11 protein-coding genes, 1 pseudogene and 1 other annotated feature are annotated in these 15,915 nt (G+C 59.5%); of the genes and pseudogenes, 11 read left to right on the forward strand and 1 reads right to left on the reverse strand.

The genetic code is table 11. The features are described from left to right. Positions 1 to 518 precede the first annotated feature (518 nt). A complete protein-coding gene (locus B9Z46_RS14875) occupies positions 519 to 1,439 on the reverse strand; it encodes a LysR substrate-binding domain-containing protein (RefSeq protein WP_233246012.1) in 921 nt (306 codons plus the stop codon). A gap of 353 nt (positions 1,440 to 1,792) precedes the next feature. On the opposite strand from B9Z46_RS14875, the gene B9Z46_RS14885 reads away from it, so the two are divergent. The 11 genes and pseudogenes from B9Z46_RS14885 to B9Z46_RS14935 all read left to right on the forward strand — a co-directional run bounded on the left by B9Z46_RS14885 (position 1,793) and on the right by B9Z46_RS14935 (position 15,468). Further along, positions 1,793 to 2,953: an FAD-binding oxidoreductase gene (locus B9Z46_RS14885; RefSeq protein WP_055361514.1), complete on the forward strand. Its 1,161-nt coding sequence runs from the start codon at positions 1,793 to 1,795 to the stop codon at positions 2,951 to 2,953. Next, entirely contained in the window at positions 2,901 to 3,197 is a 297-nt protein-coding gene (locus tag B9Z46_RS14890) for a (2Fe-2S)-binding protein (RefSeq protein ID WP_013518717.1), read from the forward strand. The genes B9Z46_RS14885 and B9Z46_RS14890 overlap by 53 nt, the downstream gene beginning before the upstream one ends. After that, positions 3,194 to 4,585 (forward strand): NAD(P)/FAD-dependent oxidoreductase, encoded by a 1,392-nt coding sequence (locus B9Z46_RS14895; protein ID WP_108256933.1) that lies wholly within the window; start codon positions 3,194 to 3,196, stop codon positions 4,583 to 4,585. Before B9Z46_RS14890 ends, B9Z46_RS14895 begins: the two co-directional genes overlap by 4 nt. Before the next feature lie 120 nt (positions 4,586 to 4,705). Beyond that, the gene (locus tag B9Z46_RS14900) at positions 4,706 to 5,689 is read left to right on the forward strand and encodes a tripartite tricarboxylate transporter substrate binding protein (RefSeq protein WP_108256931.1); all 984 of its coding nucleotides are present in this window, start codon (positions 4,706 to 4,708) and stop codon (positions 5,687 to 5,689) included. A 96-nt stretch (positions 5,690 to 5,785) separates the two neighbouring features. After that, entirely contained in the window at positions 5,786 to 6,928 is a 1,143-nt protein-coding gene (locus tag B9Z46_RS14905; protein WP_255416935.1) for an NAD/NADP octopine/nopaline dehydrogenase family protein, read from the forward strand. Between the two features lie 21 nt (positions 6,929 to 6,949). Next, the gene (locus tag B9Z46_RS14910) at positions 6,950 to 7,837 is read left to right on the forward strand and encodes a LysR family transcriptional regulator (RefSeq protein ID WP_108256929.1); all 888 of its coding nucleotides are present in this window, start codon (positions 6,950 to 6,952) and stop codon (positions 7,835 to 7,837) included. A 191-nt stretch (positions 7,838 to 8,028) separates the two neighbouring features. Then, on the forward strand, positions 8,029 to 9,006 hold the full coding sequence (locus tag B9Z46_RS14915) for a tripartite tricarboxylate transporter substrate binding protein (protein ID WP_055361506.1): 978 nt from the start codon (positions 8,029 to 8,031) through the stop codon (positions 9,004 to 9,006). A gap of 560 nt (positions 9,007 to 9,566) precedes the next feature. After that, complete coding sequence (locus tag B9Z46_RS14920) at positions 9,567 to 11,606, forward strand: hydantoinase/oxoprolinase family protein (RefSeq protein ID WP_108256927.1); 2,040 nt, start codon at positions 9,567 to 9,569, stop codon at positions 11,604 to 11,606. A 3-nt stretch (positions 11,607 to 11,609) separates the two neighbouring features. Continuing rightward, positions 11,610 to 13,670 (forward strand): hydantoinase B/oxoprolinase family protein, encoded by a 2,061-nt coding sequence (locus B9Z46_RS14925; protein WP_108257376.1) that lies wholly within the window; start codon positions 11,610 to 11,612, stop codon positions 13,668 to 13,670. 35 nt (positions 13,671 to 13,705) lie between these two features. Beyond that, a pseudogene (locus B9Z46_RS14930) lies at positions 13,706 to 14,221 on the forward strand (serine dehydratase beta chain). Positions 14,222 to 14,233: 12 nt separating this feature from the next. After that, positions 14,234 to 15,468 (forward strand): IS3 family transposase gene (locus tag B9Z46_RS14935; protein ID WP_108256925.1). Its coding sequence is split into 2 segments (ribosomal slippage): positions 14,234 to 14,516 and positions 14,516 to 15,468, totalling 1,236 coding nucleotides; the frame shifts between segments, so codons are not numbered across the junction. Then, positions 14,512 to 14,628: a sequence feature (AL1L pseudoknot), on the forward strand. (Overlaps the previous gene by 117 nt.) Positions 15,469 to 15,915 lie beyond the last annotated feature (447 nt).

Consider the following 15,915-nt stretch of genomic DNA (forward strand, 5'->3'; position numbering starts at 1 on the left):
TGGTGGTGGCTGCGGACCCGGGTTCAATTCCGTGCAAGTGTAGGCCTGCTAAACCTTACCTGACGCATCCAAGTCCTGCGGATAGTAGCGGAAGTCTGGACCTGTTTAGGTCTCACCCTCATTTGTCCGCAGGATTCCGAATCCGTTCAAGTCACCATTTCGAGTCGTCATCTTCGAAAGTGGCGCCTCTACCGGTCGCAAAGTCTCCCATGCGGAAGCTGCCGTCGGAACTCGTTGAACCTCCCATACTGGTAAACAAGCTCCCATCGCTACCGACCACCGTGGAGCCAGTTCTCGTGTAAGTGGTCCCTTTCGAGGAAATGCTGATGTCGTCGCTGACTTTGTTGATGGTCTCGCCCGTTTGACCTGCCCCCTCCCGCCCGTAAATCGGTATGTCTTCGCAATGAACGTTGTGCAGCGGTACGCGCTGTAGTCAACCAGAGAAAGCACCTGAAGACCGGACGGCCAAGCCGCTCTCAGCAAGCTGGAAATCACGCAATTGCACGAAGTGCGGCTCGTCAACCTCGGACGATCAGATGCGTGGGCACCATCTTGCGGATCTCACGCCGCGCGTGGTCGATGAAAGGCTTGAGAACCAGGGTCGAGGAGTTTCTCGGTGAGATGACCATCGAGTAATCGGTCACGATATCTGGCTTGAAGGGGATGAACCTGACCTGGTCACCGGTGTAGCCAGTGGCCGTCAGCGGATCGATGATAGAAATTCCTGCGCCCGCTTCGACTAATCGGATCACGACTGACGAGATTTGCGTTTCGACATTGATCCTTCTGTTCACGCCGTAGGAAAGCATCAAGGAGTCGATCTTCATGCGTGTCTCCATCAGCGGCGCCATGGAGATGAAGCTTTCTCCCTCGAAATCTTCCGGGTTCAGGACCTTGCGGGTCGCCAGTCGATGCCCGACAGGAATCACTCCAACCATCTTGGCCGAAACAAGGGTCTCACTATTGCCATGCCTCGTCGCATGAACGGGCACCATGGCGAATCCCAGATGGCAGCGTCCGCTCTGGACCATATCCAGAACGGTTGAAGAGCTATGCATGTGCATTGTGATTAAGGTCTCTGGACGCTCCAGGCTGAAGCTGGCGATGGCGCGTGGCAGGAAGGACAAGGCCATGTTGGGGGCCGCGGCGATCTCCAGGTGGCCCAGCTTCAGTGCCTTGATGCCGCTTGCCGCATTCGCGATCCGCTCGATCTCCATCAATGACTGATTGACGTCGGCAAAAAGCAGTGTGGCCTCTGGCGTTGGAGCGAGGCGTCCCTTGTCTCGGGTAAACAGCGCAATCGCGATGCGCTGCTCCAGGTCGGCAATCAGGCGGGTGACGACGGGTTGAGTCACCCCAAGCATCTCGGCGGCACCGGTGACGGTCCTGCGCACCATGACCGCCCGAAAAGCCTCCAAGTGGCGCAGCGTGATTTTCATGCTCATAGTATTTAGACATGGTTTTATTTCAAGATGCTATTTTAATGACATTTTCTAGATAAAATGTTAAATAAAAACAATGATTTAGCATCGAAGCAAAGAGGTATTGCATAAAAACATTGACTATGGTTTTTACCCTGGCGACCTGAGGTGATCTTGCTTACGATGAAGGCTATGTTGAAGCAAACGTCAGACGGTTCGCAGCCATCGCAACTCACCTCTCGGTCAATGAATCCTCATTTCCATTCACCCCAGGCGATCCACTTGACGGCGCTGCTGAACCCTGGTGGTTCTGGCACTGCGGGGACCGCGCGCAGCCTGCGCATCGCCCCGAAGAAGAAAGGTCTTTGAACATGCAGCGTGAATATGACGTGATCGTTGCGGGCGCCGGAATCGTGGGTGCCGCCATTGCATACGGCCTGGCCGGGTACGACAAGCGGGTCTTGATGCTCGATGGGGCCGACAGGGACTACCGGGCGGCAAAGGCCAACTTCGGCTTGGTCTGGGTCCAAGGAAAGGGTTACCGCTACCCCGAGTACCACCGGCTGTCGGCGGCGGCAGCTGATGCATGGCCGGAGTTTGCTGCGGGACTGGAGGCAGAGACGGGAATTTCACTTGACTACCAAACCGGCTCCGGTCTGAAGTTCTGCCTGAGCGACGACGAGTTGTCTGCTCGCGCCAAGATGCTGGATGCTTGGGAAGCTGAGACGCCAGAACTGGCCCCCTCCGTGCGGATTCTTGATCGCAGCGAACTGGCGCGTCGTTACCCCACGATGCGACTCGGCCCTGACGTCGTGGGCGCGAGCCTGGGGGAGCAGGACGGTCAGGCGAACCCGCTTCGACTCCTGGCTGCGCTCCAAGCCGCCTTCCAGCGCCGGGGCGGCATGGTGCGCAACGGGCACCCTGTGACCTCGATCAAGCCCTTGGCAGGCGGCGGCTTTGAGGTTAAGACCAGTGAGCAAACGGCCCGAGCCGAACGTGTCGTGATCGCTGCCGGCCTTGGGTCGGTGGCGCTCGGGAGAATGATCGGACTGGACGTCCCCTTGCATCCCGAGCGAGGACAGATCCTCGTGACCGAGCGCCTGGCGCCTGTTCTGCCTGTACCCGCAAGCGGGCTGCGTCAAACCGGCGAGGGCACAGTGATGATCGGCGTGACTCAGGAGGACGTGGGGTATGACCTAAGTACCACTTCCGCCGCAGCTGTGAGGATGACCCGAAAAGCACTTCGCATCCTCCCTGAATTGGGCAAAGCGCGCCTGGTGCGCCAATGGTCCTGCCTGCGAGTGATGACGCCGGATGGGTACCCCGTCTATGCCAGCTCCCAGATGTACCCAGGCGCGGAGATCGCAACTTGCCACTCTGGGGTGACGCTCGCGTCATTCCACGCTGGCCCCTACGCGCAGGCACTGGCCAGCGGCCGTCATCTCCAGACTCTCAATGCCTTTCCTCTCGAGCGATTCAATGTTTCGAAAAATCAGTCCCCCCAGCACACCACCGCTGACGCTCTCCATTGATGGGAAGTCAGTCACTGCCGAGCGCGGTGAAACGGTGGCATCCGTGATGATGCGTCAGGCGGATCCCAGCTGCCGCCACACGCCCGTTCACGGCAGTTCGCGTGCACCGTTTTGCATGATGGGCGTGTGCTTCGACTGCCTGGCAATCGTCGACGGTGCGTCGTCAACCCAGACCTGTCTGGTCCCGGTCGCCGAAGGCATGTGCGTTGAGCGTCAACTCGGCCGGCCGAAGGTGGCGTCATGAGATCCTTTAATGCGGTGGTGGTGGGCGCGGGCCCGGCCGGAATGAGCGCAGCGATTGGACTGCGGGCTCAGGGCCTGTCCGTTCTGGTCGTGGACGAGCAGCCGACGCCTGGCGGGCAGATCTGGCGTGCAGTGGAGGCGGTGGCACCGACAACAACTGGCGCCCTGTTGGGCAAGGAGTACCTTGCCGGTGCTGATCTCACCTCGCGCTTTCGATCCTGTGGCGCCAGCTATGAGCCTGAGACCAGGGTTTGGCAGGTTGAGCCCGAATGGAAGGTCTACATGACCCGCAGCGGTCAGGCGGAATCGGTGGCCGCCGGCCACGTGATCTTGACAATGGGCGCGCAGGAGCGACCCGCGCCATTCCCGGGTTGGACTTTGCCTGGTGTCATGACCGTCGGATCGGCCCAGATTCTGCTCAAGACATCGCGACAAATCCCCTCGGAGCCCGTCTGGGTCGTTGGCAGCGGGCCACTACCCCTGCTTTACATGGCTCAATTGGTCCGAGCTGGCGGCAAGATCGCCGGGTGGTTGGATACGTCGCCCGCTGGCGGCTGGCGCCGTGCGTTGCCCTGGATCGGTGCGGCCATGGCCAGCTCTAAGGACCTCCTCAAGGGGTTGGCCTGGATGCGGGAAATTCAAGCCGCCGGAGTCAAGCGCGTGCGCGGCGTCACGGCTGTCCGTGCCCTGGGCCAGGATCGCCTGCAGGAGATTGAATACATCCAGGCCAATGGCAAAACCATGCGCGTGCCGGCCAGCTTGCTTCTGTCCCATGAAGGCGTCGTGCCTTCGATTCACATGACGCAGGCGCTCGGGTGTGCCCACGAGTGGAGCTCGCAGCAGGCGTGTCTGGCGCCGGTTCTCGACGAATGGGGGCAAACCGACAAGCCAGGCATTTACGTGGCTGGCGACGGCGCCGGGATTGGCGGCGCCTATGCAGCCTGTGTACGCGGGGAGCTGGTGGCGCTTGGAGTAGCTCAGCGAGCTGGCCGCCTGTCGGGAGAGGCAGCGTCGGTGCAAGCGGCCCCCCTTCGCGAAAAACTGAAGAAGTTATTGCGACTGCGCCCCATGCTGGACGCCCTGTACCCACCGCGCGCAAACATCGCCACGCCAACCGACGACACCATCGTCTGCCGGTGCGAGGAACTAACGGCCGGCGACATCCGCAAAGCCGCTGCCATCGGTCAGCCCGGTCCGAACCAGCTTAAGGCATATACCCGTGCGGGCATGGGACCCTGCCAAGGCCGTCAATGCGGCTACACCGTCGCGCACATCCTTGCCCAGGAGCAAGGCCGAACGGTCGCCGAGGTGGGGTTTTATCGCATCCGGCCGCCGCTCAAGCCGGTGACGCTTGCGGAACTGGCAACGTTGAACATGGACGAGCAATAGGCATGAACACGGCAAACCACGTGGTCGTCTCAGTGAGGGCCTGCTGCACAGGCCCAAGGCTTCAGGGCGGGTATCAAGACAAGAGGGGCTTGTCCCTCACCATTCGTAAAGGAAATATTTATGCGACTGAACATCTCGACCATGCGACGTAAGAGCGCCTTGCTGGTACTTTGCTTCGCCGGTACGCTCCAGACGGTGCACGCGGCGTACCCTGAAAAGCCCGTCCGATGGATCATCCCGGGGGCTGCGGGCGGCGCGGCCGATGCCATCGCCCGCATCGTTGCCAATGCGGTGAGCGCGCGCTGGGGACAGCCGATCGTCATCGATAACCGTCCGGGGGCCACCGGGACGATCGCCAATGACGCGACGGCGAAAGCCACACCGGACGGTTACACCTTGGGTCAGGCGACCATGTCGACCTACGTGATGTCCAACCATGTGCTTCCCCGCCTTCCCTACAAACCCGCAGAAGATTTCACCAACATCGCCAAGCTGTGCACCAGCCCTTACCTCCTGGGGGTGACGCAGAGCCTGCCGGTGAACTCGGTGTCCGAACTGGTCGCCCGCGCCAAGGCCCGGCCCACCGAGTTGAACTATGGTTCCTCCGGTAACGGATCAGCCCTGCATGTGGCGACGGAGCTTTTCCGCTCGAGCGCGGGCATCAAGATCACCCACGTGCCCTACAAGAGCGTTCCGGCATCGGAGATGGACCTGATTGGCGGCCAGATCCAAATGATGATCGGCAACTTCGCCACGATGGCCACCCATGTGCAGTCCGGCAAGATTCGTGCGCTCGCCATCACCAGCCCCAAGCGCTCGCCCCTGTTGCCCAACGTGCCGACGATGGCCGAAGCCGGCATTCCTGCCGCCGAGGTCACGACCTGGATTGGCGTGATGGCGCCTGCGAAGCTGCCGCCTGCCATTGCCAAGAAGATCCATGAGGAGTTCACTGCCGCAGTGAAGGACCCGAAGGTCATCAAACAGCTTGCCGATATCGGGTGCGATGTCGACCCGACGACTATGGAAAACTTCGACCGCCTGGTCCAGTCGGAAAACGCGCGCTGGGGCGCCGTTGTCCGTCAAAACAACATCACAGCAGACTGATGCAGGCAAGTCGGGGGCCCCATCATCTCCCGCTGCCGCTGTTTTCATCCGGGGCACGGCACACGGCGCTGGCTCGGGATTTTCTTGTGCCGCTCGGTGGGTGAATCCCTAAAAGCCGAAAGGGCTGAGCGTATGCGAAACGAAGATGGAAGAAAAGTGAATCGGATCAAAGTAGGAATTGTAGGTGCCGGGGGCATTGGCTTGGCGAGTGCGGCCTGGGCCGCCCATCGCGGTCATGGGGTTTCAGTGTGGGCACCTAGTGGTAGCGCAAATGCGCTGCGAAACGAGCCGTTGAGCGCAACGGGCGCATTGGAAGCGACGCTTGCCGTGGGGGTCTCCGATAGCGCGCAGACGCTGGCGGATCAGGCCGACGTGATCCTGATTGCTGTTCCACTCAATGCCCATAAGGCAGTGATGGACGCACTGTTGCCGAATCTGCGTTCCGGACATCTGGTGATTGTCAGCTCAATGGGATCGTTGTCGTCGCTGTACTTGTATGAGCGCGCCGTCGCGCGCGGCATTGACCTTTGTGTTGCGAGCTTCGGCACGACCGCTCTCACGGCGCGGCGCAAGGGGCCGACTCAGGTGAACATCATGACTCGGCGTAGCCAGGTCGCGATCTCATGTCTGCCACAGACGGCCGCACCTCAGGCGCTCGCTGCTTGTGAGGCGCTGTTTGGCGACGGGTTCAACGAGGAAAAAGACCCGCTTGTCTCAAGCCTTGCGAATACCAGCGCTATCACACACGTGCCGCTCGCATTGTTCAATTGGACGAGGATTGAGCGAGCAGAAAACTGGCCCCAGTATCACTACATGACGCCTCGCGTGTCCTCCGCCATTGAGGCCATCGACGCTGAACGCCTGGCCGTTGCCGGTGCATTCGGTATCGAGGTGCGCAGCGTCAAGAAACACTTCTCGCAATCGTTCAAGGCCGAAGGGGATCGTCTAGAGGACATAGCCGCCGAGCTGCATAAGAAGCGTGGCGGACCGCCCGGGCCGACCCGGATCGATACCCGATACCTGTCGGAAGACGTGCCATATGGGCTCGTATTCCTCCTGGCACTTGGACGTGTGGCCAACGTCAATATGCCCTACACGCAGGCCATGATCAGCATGGCAGAACTGATCGTTGGAGAGGATTTTCTAGCGGGCAATGATTTGGTCGTTCATCTGGAACTCGCATCATCGTCCGTCGAAGGACTCCTGTCTCGTGTGCGAGTCTCTAGCGTCGTAATTTGAATTCATTGTCGGGGCAATGCCGTGGTACTCAAGTTGAGACAAATCGAGGCGTTCCGCTCCGTCATGCGCGAGGGAAGCATGGTGCGCGCCAGTTCGGCGATGGCGATCACGCAACCCGCTATTAGCTACCTGATCAGTGGTCTCGAAAAAGAGGTGGGGTTCGAGCTTTTCAGTCGACGCGGTGGCAAGCTGACACCGACGCCGGAGGCTCTGCAACTCATGGCAGAGGTCAACAGGCTCTACGACGGCCTGGATGGCATCAAGGCTGCCGCGCAACAGATCGCCAACCATGAGCGGGCTACTGTTCGCGTCCTCCTCACACAGGCTCTTGCGAGCGGCCGCATCATGAATGCGATCGGGCAATTTGCAGTCGCTCATCCGGGGCTAAAACTGGATGTCGATGTGGACCATCGGCTGACCATCATGCATCGGATCAGCTCTGCCCAAGCGGATTTGGGTATTCTTTCGTTGCCGCCGGTAATGGAAGGGGCTATTGCGACGAAGCTATTCGACAGCGAGCTCCTGTGTGTCGCGTCCGCGCCTGGCTTCCTTCATGGCGGAGTGAATGTCTCGCCCGCTGACCTTGATGGCATACCTGTCGTCGGGATCAAACCTGGGGGCGTGATCCGGCCGATGGTCGAAAACTGGTTTGCCACGGCGGGCGTCAGTCCAAAGTTCGTGATTGAGGTCGGTGATGCGGGGGCTGCCATCGAGCTGGTTCGTGCTGGCCTGGGTGTGACGATCGTCACCAGCATCAGCTTGCCTGAACATCAACGGGCAGGTCTGATTACGCTACCTCTCGATCCCATACAAAATTTTGAAATCGGAGCCATTGTTCCGTTGATGCAGCACCCAAATCGAGCGGCGCAAGCCCTTGTCGAATCCCTTCGGGTCAGCCTAAAAAACTAGCCTGTGCCGGCAGACAGGACTGCCCTATCAAAGGGACTTATAGACCGGCCGGATCTTTTGATGGGCTTATTTCACGGTTTCGAAAGACAATCGATTCGGCTTCCAAGTCCACTGAAATTACCCCAAAAAAGCAGTTGGTTGCGGCATAAAGGGTGACATCAGCGGGGTGTCCAAATGAATCGGAGAAATGAATGAATCGGTATCTCAAAAATCTTCTGGGAATTTGCATAGCTGTTGGCGCCGTCTTTAGCGCACATGCGCAATGGCCGGATCGCGCCATCAAGATCGTGGTGCCTTACCCAGCAGCAAACTCCTCAGACGTTGCAGCTCGACTGATCGGTGAAAAACTGGCAGCGCAGCTTGGTCAACCGGTGATCGTCGAAAACCGTGCGGGTGCAAGCGGGACACTCGGCACCGCCTATGCGGCCAAACAGCCTGCAGACGGTTACACCCTGGCCATCGGTGCGCCCGGCCCCCTCAGTGTTGGTCCCTGGACAACTGTGAGACCCCTCCCGTATGACCCGGTTAACGATTTCGTGGTGGTCGGCGCCATCGCCTGGGCGCCGCAGGTGCTCGTCGCGAAAAAGGACCTGCCTGTCAAGAACTTCCAGGAGTTTCTGGCCTACGCCAAGAAGCCCGGCGCCACACTGAGTTACGGCTCATCCGGCGTGGGAACGGTGCCGCAACTCATCGTGGCCCAAATGCTGAAGCAAACGGGTGTCAAGGCCGAACACGTCCCCTACCGAGGCGGTGCGGCGGCAATCACTGATCTGCGAGGCGGCGTCATCGACTTCATGTCGGACACCGTGCCCGTTGTGAGGGGCATGATTGCCGAAGGCACGATCAAGGCGTTGGGTGTGAGTACAGCCGAGCGGATTCCATCGCTTCCGGACGTTCCGACTCTCCAGGAGCAAGGCGTCAAAGACTTCAACCTGCAGGGCTACATCTTGTTGGTGGTGCCGGCCAAGACACCGGACCAGATCGTCTTCCGCCTGAGGAATGCGATGGACTCTATCGTCAAAGAATCAGATGTGCGCAAGCGTCTGCTTGAGATGGGGCTGACCCCGATGGATTTGCCGCGGGAGCGCTTTGCCACTTTCCTCCAGACCGAGTCGGCCCGCTGGAAGGCTGCAGTTGATGCCGCAGGCGCGGCAAAGACCATGGAGTGATCGTTTGTGTAGTGAAGCCGGAAGTGCTCATGGCATGCAAGGCTGATCACACAGCTTGAGCCTACTTGCTGGTTTCTGGAGATATTGGGGCGCATGCCGCCGATGGCTCCAGAAGGCCAAGCGAATGCCTCCGGCCCACCTTGCAGCGTCAGGCGGCATGCAGCCTTCCAGGCACATGGTCGTGCCAATCTCCTAAGCTGATCTGTTGGGCGTAGACGCCGCAACCTCATCACCTTTGCTCAACCAACGTAGGCAGATTGTCTGCTTGCGTCTCTTTCCCGCAGTGAGAGGTCGTCATGCAAATAAATGTGACTTATTGGCCGGTCTTGAATATTGATTTGCTTGATGGGATGGCGGCAGGAAAAATCAGACCTGCTTGATTGATCGGCGTGAATCGCGCTCCTTACTGGGAGAACTACATCAACACGACCGAGTCATGAGCATGGGCTATGGCCGCAATAGATCTTCAGGTTCCGGTGATATCAACGGCCTGGCAAAGATCCCTTGCGTAGCCTGGCGTTAGAGCTTCTGCACTGAGAAACGACTAAAGGATTTTTACAATGATTCGCATCGGCGTTGACATAGGCGGCACCTTCACAGACTTCTGTGGGTGGCGAGAAGGCAGTGGCACTGAAGTCATCAGCTTGAAGGTTCCCTCTACGCCTCCGGCTTTCGAGGAGGGCTTTCGCCAGGGCTTCGAGTTATTGCTAGAGCGATTGGGACCCCAGGACGGCGAGCCGGCGGTCGTCATGCACGGCACGACCGTGAGCACGAATGCCGTGATCGAGCGCAAGGGGCCGAAGGTCGCTTTCATCGTGACCAAAGGCTACCGCGACCTGCTGGAGCTACAGCGAATGGGGGTTCGCAATCCGCTGAACATCTTTGAGACGCGGACCAAGCCACTGGTGGAACGCGCGATGGTCTTTGAGGTGGACGAGCGGCTTTTGCACGGGGGGACGGTTCGAACCCCAATTCGTCAAGAGGCGATTCAGGAACTGGTCAAGCAGGCCAAGGATGCAGGCGCGAACGGTTACGCGGTGGCACTGCTTCACAGCTACGCCAATCCAGCGCACGAACGGGCTGTCGAAGAAGCCATTCGCACCGTGGTGGGTGCCGATGCGGAAGTCAGTCTTTCCAGCGAAATCTGGCCGCGTGTCGGTGAGTATGAGCGGGCGATCGTGAGCGTGCTCAACGCGTTTGTTAGAAAGCGCATGAATGAATACATCGGCGCCGTTGAGCGGTATGTTGAGAGCCGGCTGCCGGGTTCGCAGTTGTTTGTCACGCGCTCCAACGGCGGCGCCATGGCGGCCGCTGAAGCGCGGCGCTTCCCGGTGCACACGCTGCTTTCCGGTCCGGCCTCTGGCGTCACCGCCGTCCAATACCTAGCCCGAGCGGCTGGTGAGCGCAACATCCTCACGATGGACATGGGCGGTACGAGTACCGATATCTCGCTGCTGCGAGATGGCCAAGCCATGACATCGAATGCCGCCGAGGTCGGCGACTTCCCTGTCGTGATGCCGGTCACAGGCATCGAGGCTATCGGTGCGGGCGGAGGATCCATCGCCATGATCGATGATGGTGTGCTGCGGATTGGGCCGCAAAGCGCGGGTTCGTATCCGGGGCCAGCCTGTTTTTCTCGCGGCGGAACGGCACCCACGCTGACTGATGCCTACCTGCTAGCCGGATATCTTCCTGAAGCTCTCCTGGGCGGGAAGATGGGGCTTGATCGAACTGCCTCTGAGCGTGCGATGGCTCCCGTCGCCAGTGGGCTGAAGGCTGATGTATTCGGCGCGGCCGATATGTGCGTGGCGGTAGCGAGTTCAAACATGGTGGCTGGCGTGCTTCCCTACCTGGCGCGCCAGGGGGTCGACCCCGAAGACCTGACACTGCTCGTGTACGGCGGCGGTGGCGGCATTCACGGCCCCCTCCTTGCCGCTGAACTCGGCATCAATCGCGTGCTTGTGCCCACAAGCCCTTCAACATTCTGCGCATTCGGCGGGCTTGTCTCCGAACTCAGTCACGACGTGATGGAAACGGTGCATGGGCAACGTGTGGATGGGACCGCACTCTCCGAAAAGTACAAAGCACTTCGCCAGGAGGCAGGTGAATGGCTGTCCCGGCAGGCACCGCCTGAGCGCTTGGTATCGACCGGCTTCGAGTGCTGGGCCGAGATGCGCTACACCGGCCAGTCCTTCCAGGTCGATGTGCGCTTGCCGGATTCTGCGGTCGAGTCTGCAGACCTCAGCGCAATGCATGCGATCTTCCATAAGGAGCACGAGCGAATTTACAACCACTGCGATCCCGAAGCGCCAGTTGAATTTGTCGACCTGCGCGTCCGGATCCGGGGGGCCATGTCGATACCAGAGCCCGCTGCACCATCTTCATCGGCCGTCGGGGATGCATTCAAGGGCTCGCGGTCGATGCGTTTCCAGGGAGAGATTTTTCCTGAGGCGCCTGTCTTTGAGAGGTCTCGCCTCACCCATTCCGACGAAGTGCCCGGTCCCGCCGTGATCGAGCAATCTGACGCCACCCTCGTAGTGCCACCCGGCTTTGTGGCCCGCGTGGGCGCCTACGGCACCATTCTCATGACCCGGAGTTGACCCATGGATGCAGTTCGTACCGCCATTATGAGCAATCGCTTTAACGCGATTGTTGAAGAAGCGTCTGCAGCGGTGTACCGCACCGCTCATACAACGTTCGTCAAGCTTGTCCAAGACTATCAGTGCGCAGTCGCGACCGTCGATGGCGACATGTTTGCCTATCCCATGCTCTCGGGGGTGAATGTCTTTGTCGGCTCGCCTCTGAAGCCGACCCTTGACGCCATCGGGCGAGAAAACCTGAAGCCGGGCGACATCGTGATCACCAATGACCCGTTCACAACAGACGGCCTGGTTACGCACCTGATGGACATCACGCTGCTTTATCCGATTTTTCGGGATGATCGGTTGATTGCCATTGGCTGGGCCTTCGTGCATGCGTCGGATATCGGCGGAGCCGTGCCGGGCAGCATTTCTCCCGCCTTCACTGAAGTATTCCAGGAGGGGCTCAGACTCAGGCCCGTCAAGCTCTATGAGGGCGGCGTGCTCAACACCACGGTCAAGGCGATTCTTGCCGACAACAGTCGCATCCCCGGCGAAGTATGGGGAGACATCCAGGCCATGATCTCCGGCCTCAAGAGCATTGACCGTCGAGTCAATGAGTTGTGTGGCCGATATGGCGGTCAAGCCGTTGAGCAGGCGATGCAGGATGTCATTTCCTACGCGGAATCCAAGGCTCGCACAGCCATTGCATCCATCCCGGACGGCGTCTACGACTTCTCCGACTACTTGGAGGGAATCAATGACCGCCAGATTGCTTTCTTCTCGGCGCGGATGACCGTAAGCAAGGGAGAGATCCACCTCGATTTCTCAGGGACAGACCCACAACTTCCGGCTGCGTACAACCTGGTGAGCGGCGCATCAACGCACCCCTATGTTGTTCAATGCCTTTACGCGTTCATCCTGACGATGGACCCGTTAACCCCACGCAACGCCGGAATCCTGCGTGCCATCTATTCGTACACGCCGCGCGGTACGGTATTGAATGCCGTTTTCCCTGCATCCGGCGGATCCCGCGCGGCATCTGCAACGCGTGCCTACGACGTTCTCCTGGGGTGCATCAACCAGGCCCTGCCGGAGGGACTCGCTGCCGCCGACTCGGGCAATGCGGGCGTGATTGTCGTCGCAGCCCCAGATCCGCGCACCGGGCGTGATCGCGTGAACGTCATCAACACGATTCATGGCGGTGGCGGAGCGCGTCGCAGTCGCGACGGCGTCGATGGAACAGCAGTCCGGTACTCGCAGCGCAGCGTTCCTGTGGAAATCATTGAGGTGGAGACTGCGATGATCATGCGGGCCATTCGGATCGTTCCCGACAGCCGGCGTGCGGGTCGCTATGTCAGCGGCGCCGCCCTCCAGATGGAGATTGAAAATACCGCCCACCGCGCAGTCATGACTGTGCGCAACATGAATCGCTTTGTCTTTTCGGCCTGGGGCTTCAGAGGCGGAGAACACGGCGTCAAAGGCACTGCTGTCCTGAACCCAGGCCGTCCTGATGAACGTTCCATCGGCAAGATCTCCGTGCTCGAACTCAATCGAGGTGATGTGATCCAGATCACAAGCCCGACGGGCGGTGGATTCGGTGACCCGATGGAACGAGACCTTGCTGCGATTGCCAGCGAAATCCGCAACGGGATGCTGTCAACCGAACGGGCCAGTCAGGTCTATGCGGTTGTTTTTGATGAGCATGGCCAGATCGACGAGGTGGCGACTGCCGCCAGGCGACGGGAGAGAACCAGGGCGGACACTCCGGAATTCACTTTCTGCGATGAGCGCTTGCGGCAAGACCAAGTCTGGCCCCAAGACATGAGGCGTCAACTTGCGGCCATGGCCCTGACCTACGATCAGCGTATCCGCAGCCAGCTGGTAGGAACAGTCCACCATCGCATGATGAACGATGGGCATCAGGTCGATACAAAGATCATCCAGCAGATGGTTGACGACGAGGCGGCGAACATGACAGGTGTTCGGCGCTTGTCCGTGGAGATCCGACGGGATCGATCGTCAGCAGTCATTCAAGCCTTGGAATCAAAGTGGCAGTCAGTGTTCTCGAAATTTTCAAAGTAGGTATTGGTCCCTCCAGTTCACATACGGTGGGGCCGATGCGCGCGGCACGCATGTTCACCCTTGCTCTGGCCTAGCAGGGAGTTATGACTTCGGTCACGCGCGTCCTTTCCGAGATGTTCGGATCGCTGGGTGCCACTGGTAAGGGCCATGGCACTGACTCGGCGGTGTTGCTCGGACTTTCGGGTCACGAGCCCGATACCGTCGATGTCGACCAGGTACCCGCAATTCTGGAGGGCATACGAGGCTCAAGTTCCCTGCTCCTCCAGGGAGCGCATCGAATCGCTCTTGACGAAGAAGCGGACCTGATGCTCAGTGGTCTCCAGACGCTGGCGTTTCACTCAAATGGAATGAGGTTCACTGCCTTCGATGCTAGCGGAAGCACACTACTTGAGAAGACCTACTACTCGGTCGGTGGGGGATTTGTCCTGAGTTCCGAGGAAGCCGAAAAAGGGGCCAGTCCCATGGCCACAGTGCCGGGTGGAACAAACTTGCCGTTTCAATTCCACAGCGCTGTGAACGGCCCCGGGAATCGAGGAGGCTCCAACCTTTAAGAGAATGGAGCCATGAACAAGTCACCCAAGTTTTCACCAGAAGTCCGCGAGCGGGCCGTTCGCATGGTGCAGGAGCACCGAGAGGAATACCCATCGTTGTGGGCGGCGGTGGAATCGCTGGCACCCAAGATCGGATGTGTGCCCCATACGCTGTACGAATGGATGCGCAAGCACGAGGTTGACAGCGGGGTACGTCAAGGCACGACCACGGTAGACAAAGATCGGCTCAAGGAACTTGAACGTGAGAATCGCGAGCTGCGCAAGGCCAATGAAATCCTCAAGCTGGCCAGTGCGTTTTTTGCCCAGGCGGAGCTCGACCGCCGTTTGAAGAACTGAAACGATTCGTGGACCTGCACCGTGACACCTACGGGGTCGAGACCATCTGCAAGGTGCTGCAGATGGCCCCATCGTGTTACTGGCGCCACGCAGCGCGCAAGTGCAATCCTGGGTTGCGCAGTGCCAGAGCCAAGCGAGACGAGCAGCTCATGGCTGACGTCCAGCGTGTCTGGCATGCCAACTGGCAGGTCTATGGTGCCGACAAGGTCTGGTTGCAAATGAACCGTGAAGGCATCCAGGTGGCGCGCTGCACCGTCGAAAGGCTGATGCGCAAGGCGGGGCTGCAAGGCGTGCGCAGGGGCAAATCGGTGCGGACCACGACACCGGATGCTTCGGTGCCGTGCCCGCTCGATCGGGTCAACCGGGTCTTCAAGGCCGACAGACCCAATCAGCTGTGGGTGTCGGACTTCACCTACGTGAGTACTTGGCAGGGCTGGCTGTACGTGGCCTTTGTCATCGATGTGTTTGCCCGCCGCATCGTGGGCTGGCGAGTCAGCCGCACCATGCAGACTGACTTTGTTTTGGATGCGCTGGAGCAGGCTTTGTACGAACGCCAGCCTGCAGCCAACGATTTGATCCACCATTCGGACAGGGGCTCGCAATACGTGAGCATCCGCTACACCGAGCGACTGGACCAGTCCGGTATCAAACCATCGGTCGGCAGCAAGGGCGATTCCTACGACAACGCGCTGGCCGAAACCATCAACGGGCTGTACAAGGCCGAGTTGATTCACCGCCGGGGACCCTGGAAAAACAGGGAATCCGTGGAACTGGCCAACCTGCAGTGGGTGCACTGGTTCAACCACATCCGACTGCTCAAGCCGATTGGGGGCATCCCTCCGGCAGAAGCTGAGGCAAACTACTGGCGCCAGCTTGCTGCTGCCAGCACCTCGACAGAGGTATCAACTTAAGCCAACCAGCCTCCTTGATACCCGGGGCCGTTCACAAGTACCCATTCCGCCAACCCAAAGGCGACATTAAAAATGTGTCAGTGGGCGTCTGCTTCTGGCCGGCTCCTGCCTTTCTCAGTCCACCACATCCGAAACCGCTTGGTTGTGATTTTTGGTCACCTACCAATGCCGCAAATAAACCGATCGATTCGTCCACTCGTAAGTTGTTGATCTTCTTGGCCATAGACAAAGAGCCTTGTGGACTTCGGCCCATTTCCGGGGGCCTGGGGTACTGAGAGAAATGGCCGGAAGAGAGAGAGTCAGGCGCAGAACCGGTCTGACCGCGCAGAGGGCGAAGTCCGCAAGTTTCCGCACGAACCCGCAACAACACGGGGCAACTCGCACCAACGGACGAAAAAAATCCCCAACTCAGACGAGTTGGGGATTGGGTATTGGTGGTGGGTGCGG

The organism is Limnohabitans sp. Hippo4 (assembly GCF_003063605.1).
Taxonomy (GTDB): Bacteria; Pseudomonadota; Gammaproteobacteria; order Burkholderiales; family Burkholderiaceae_C; genus Limnohabitans_A.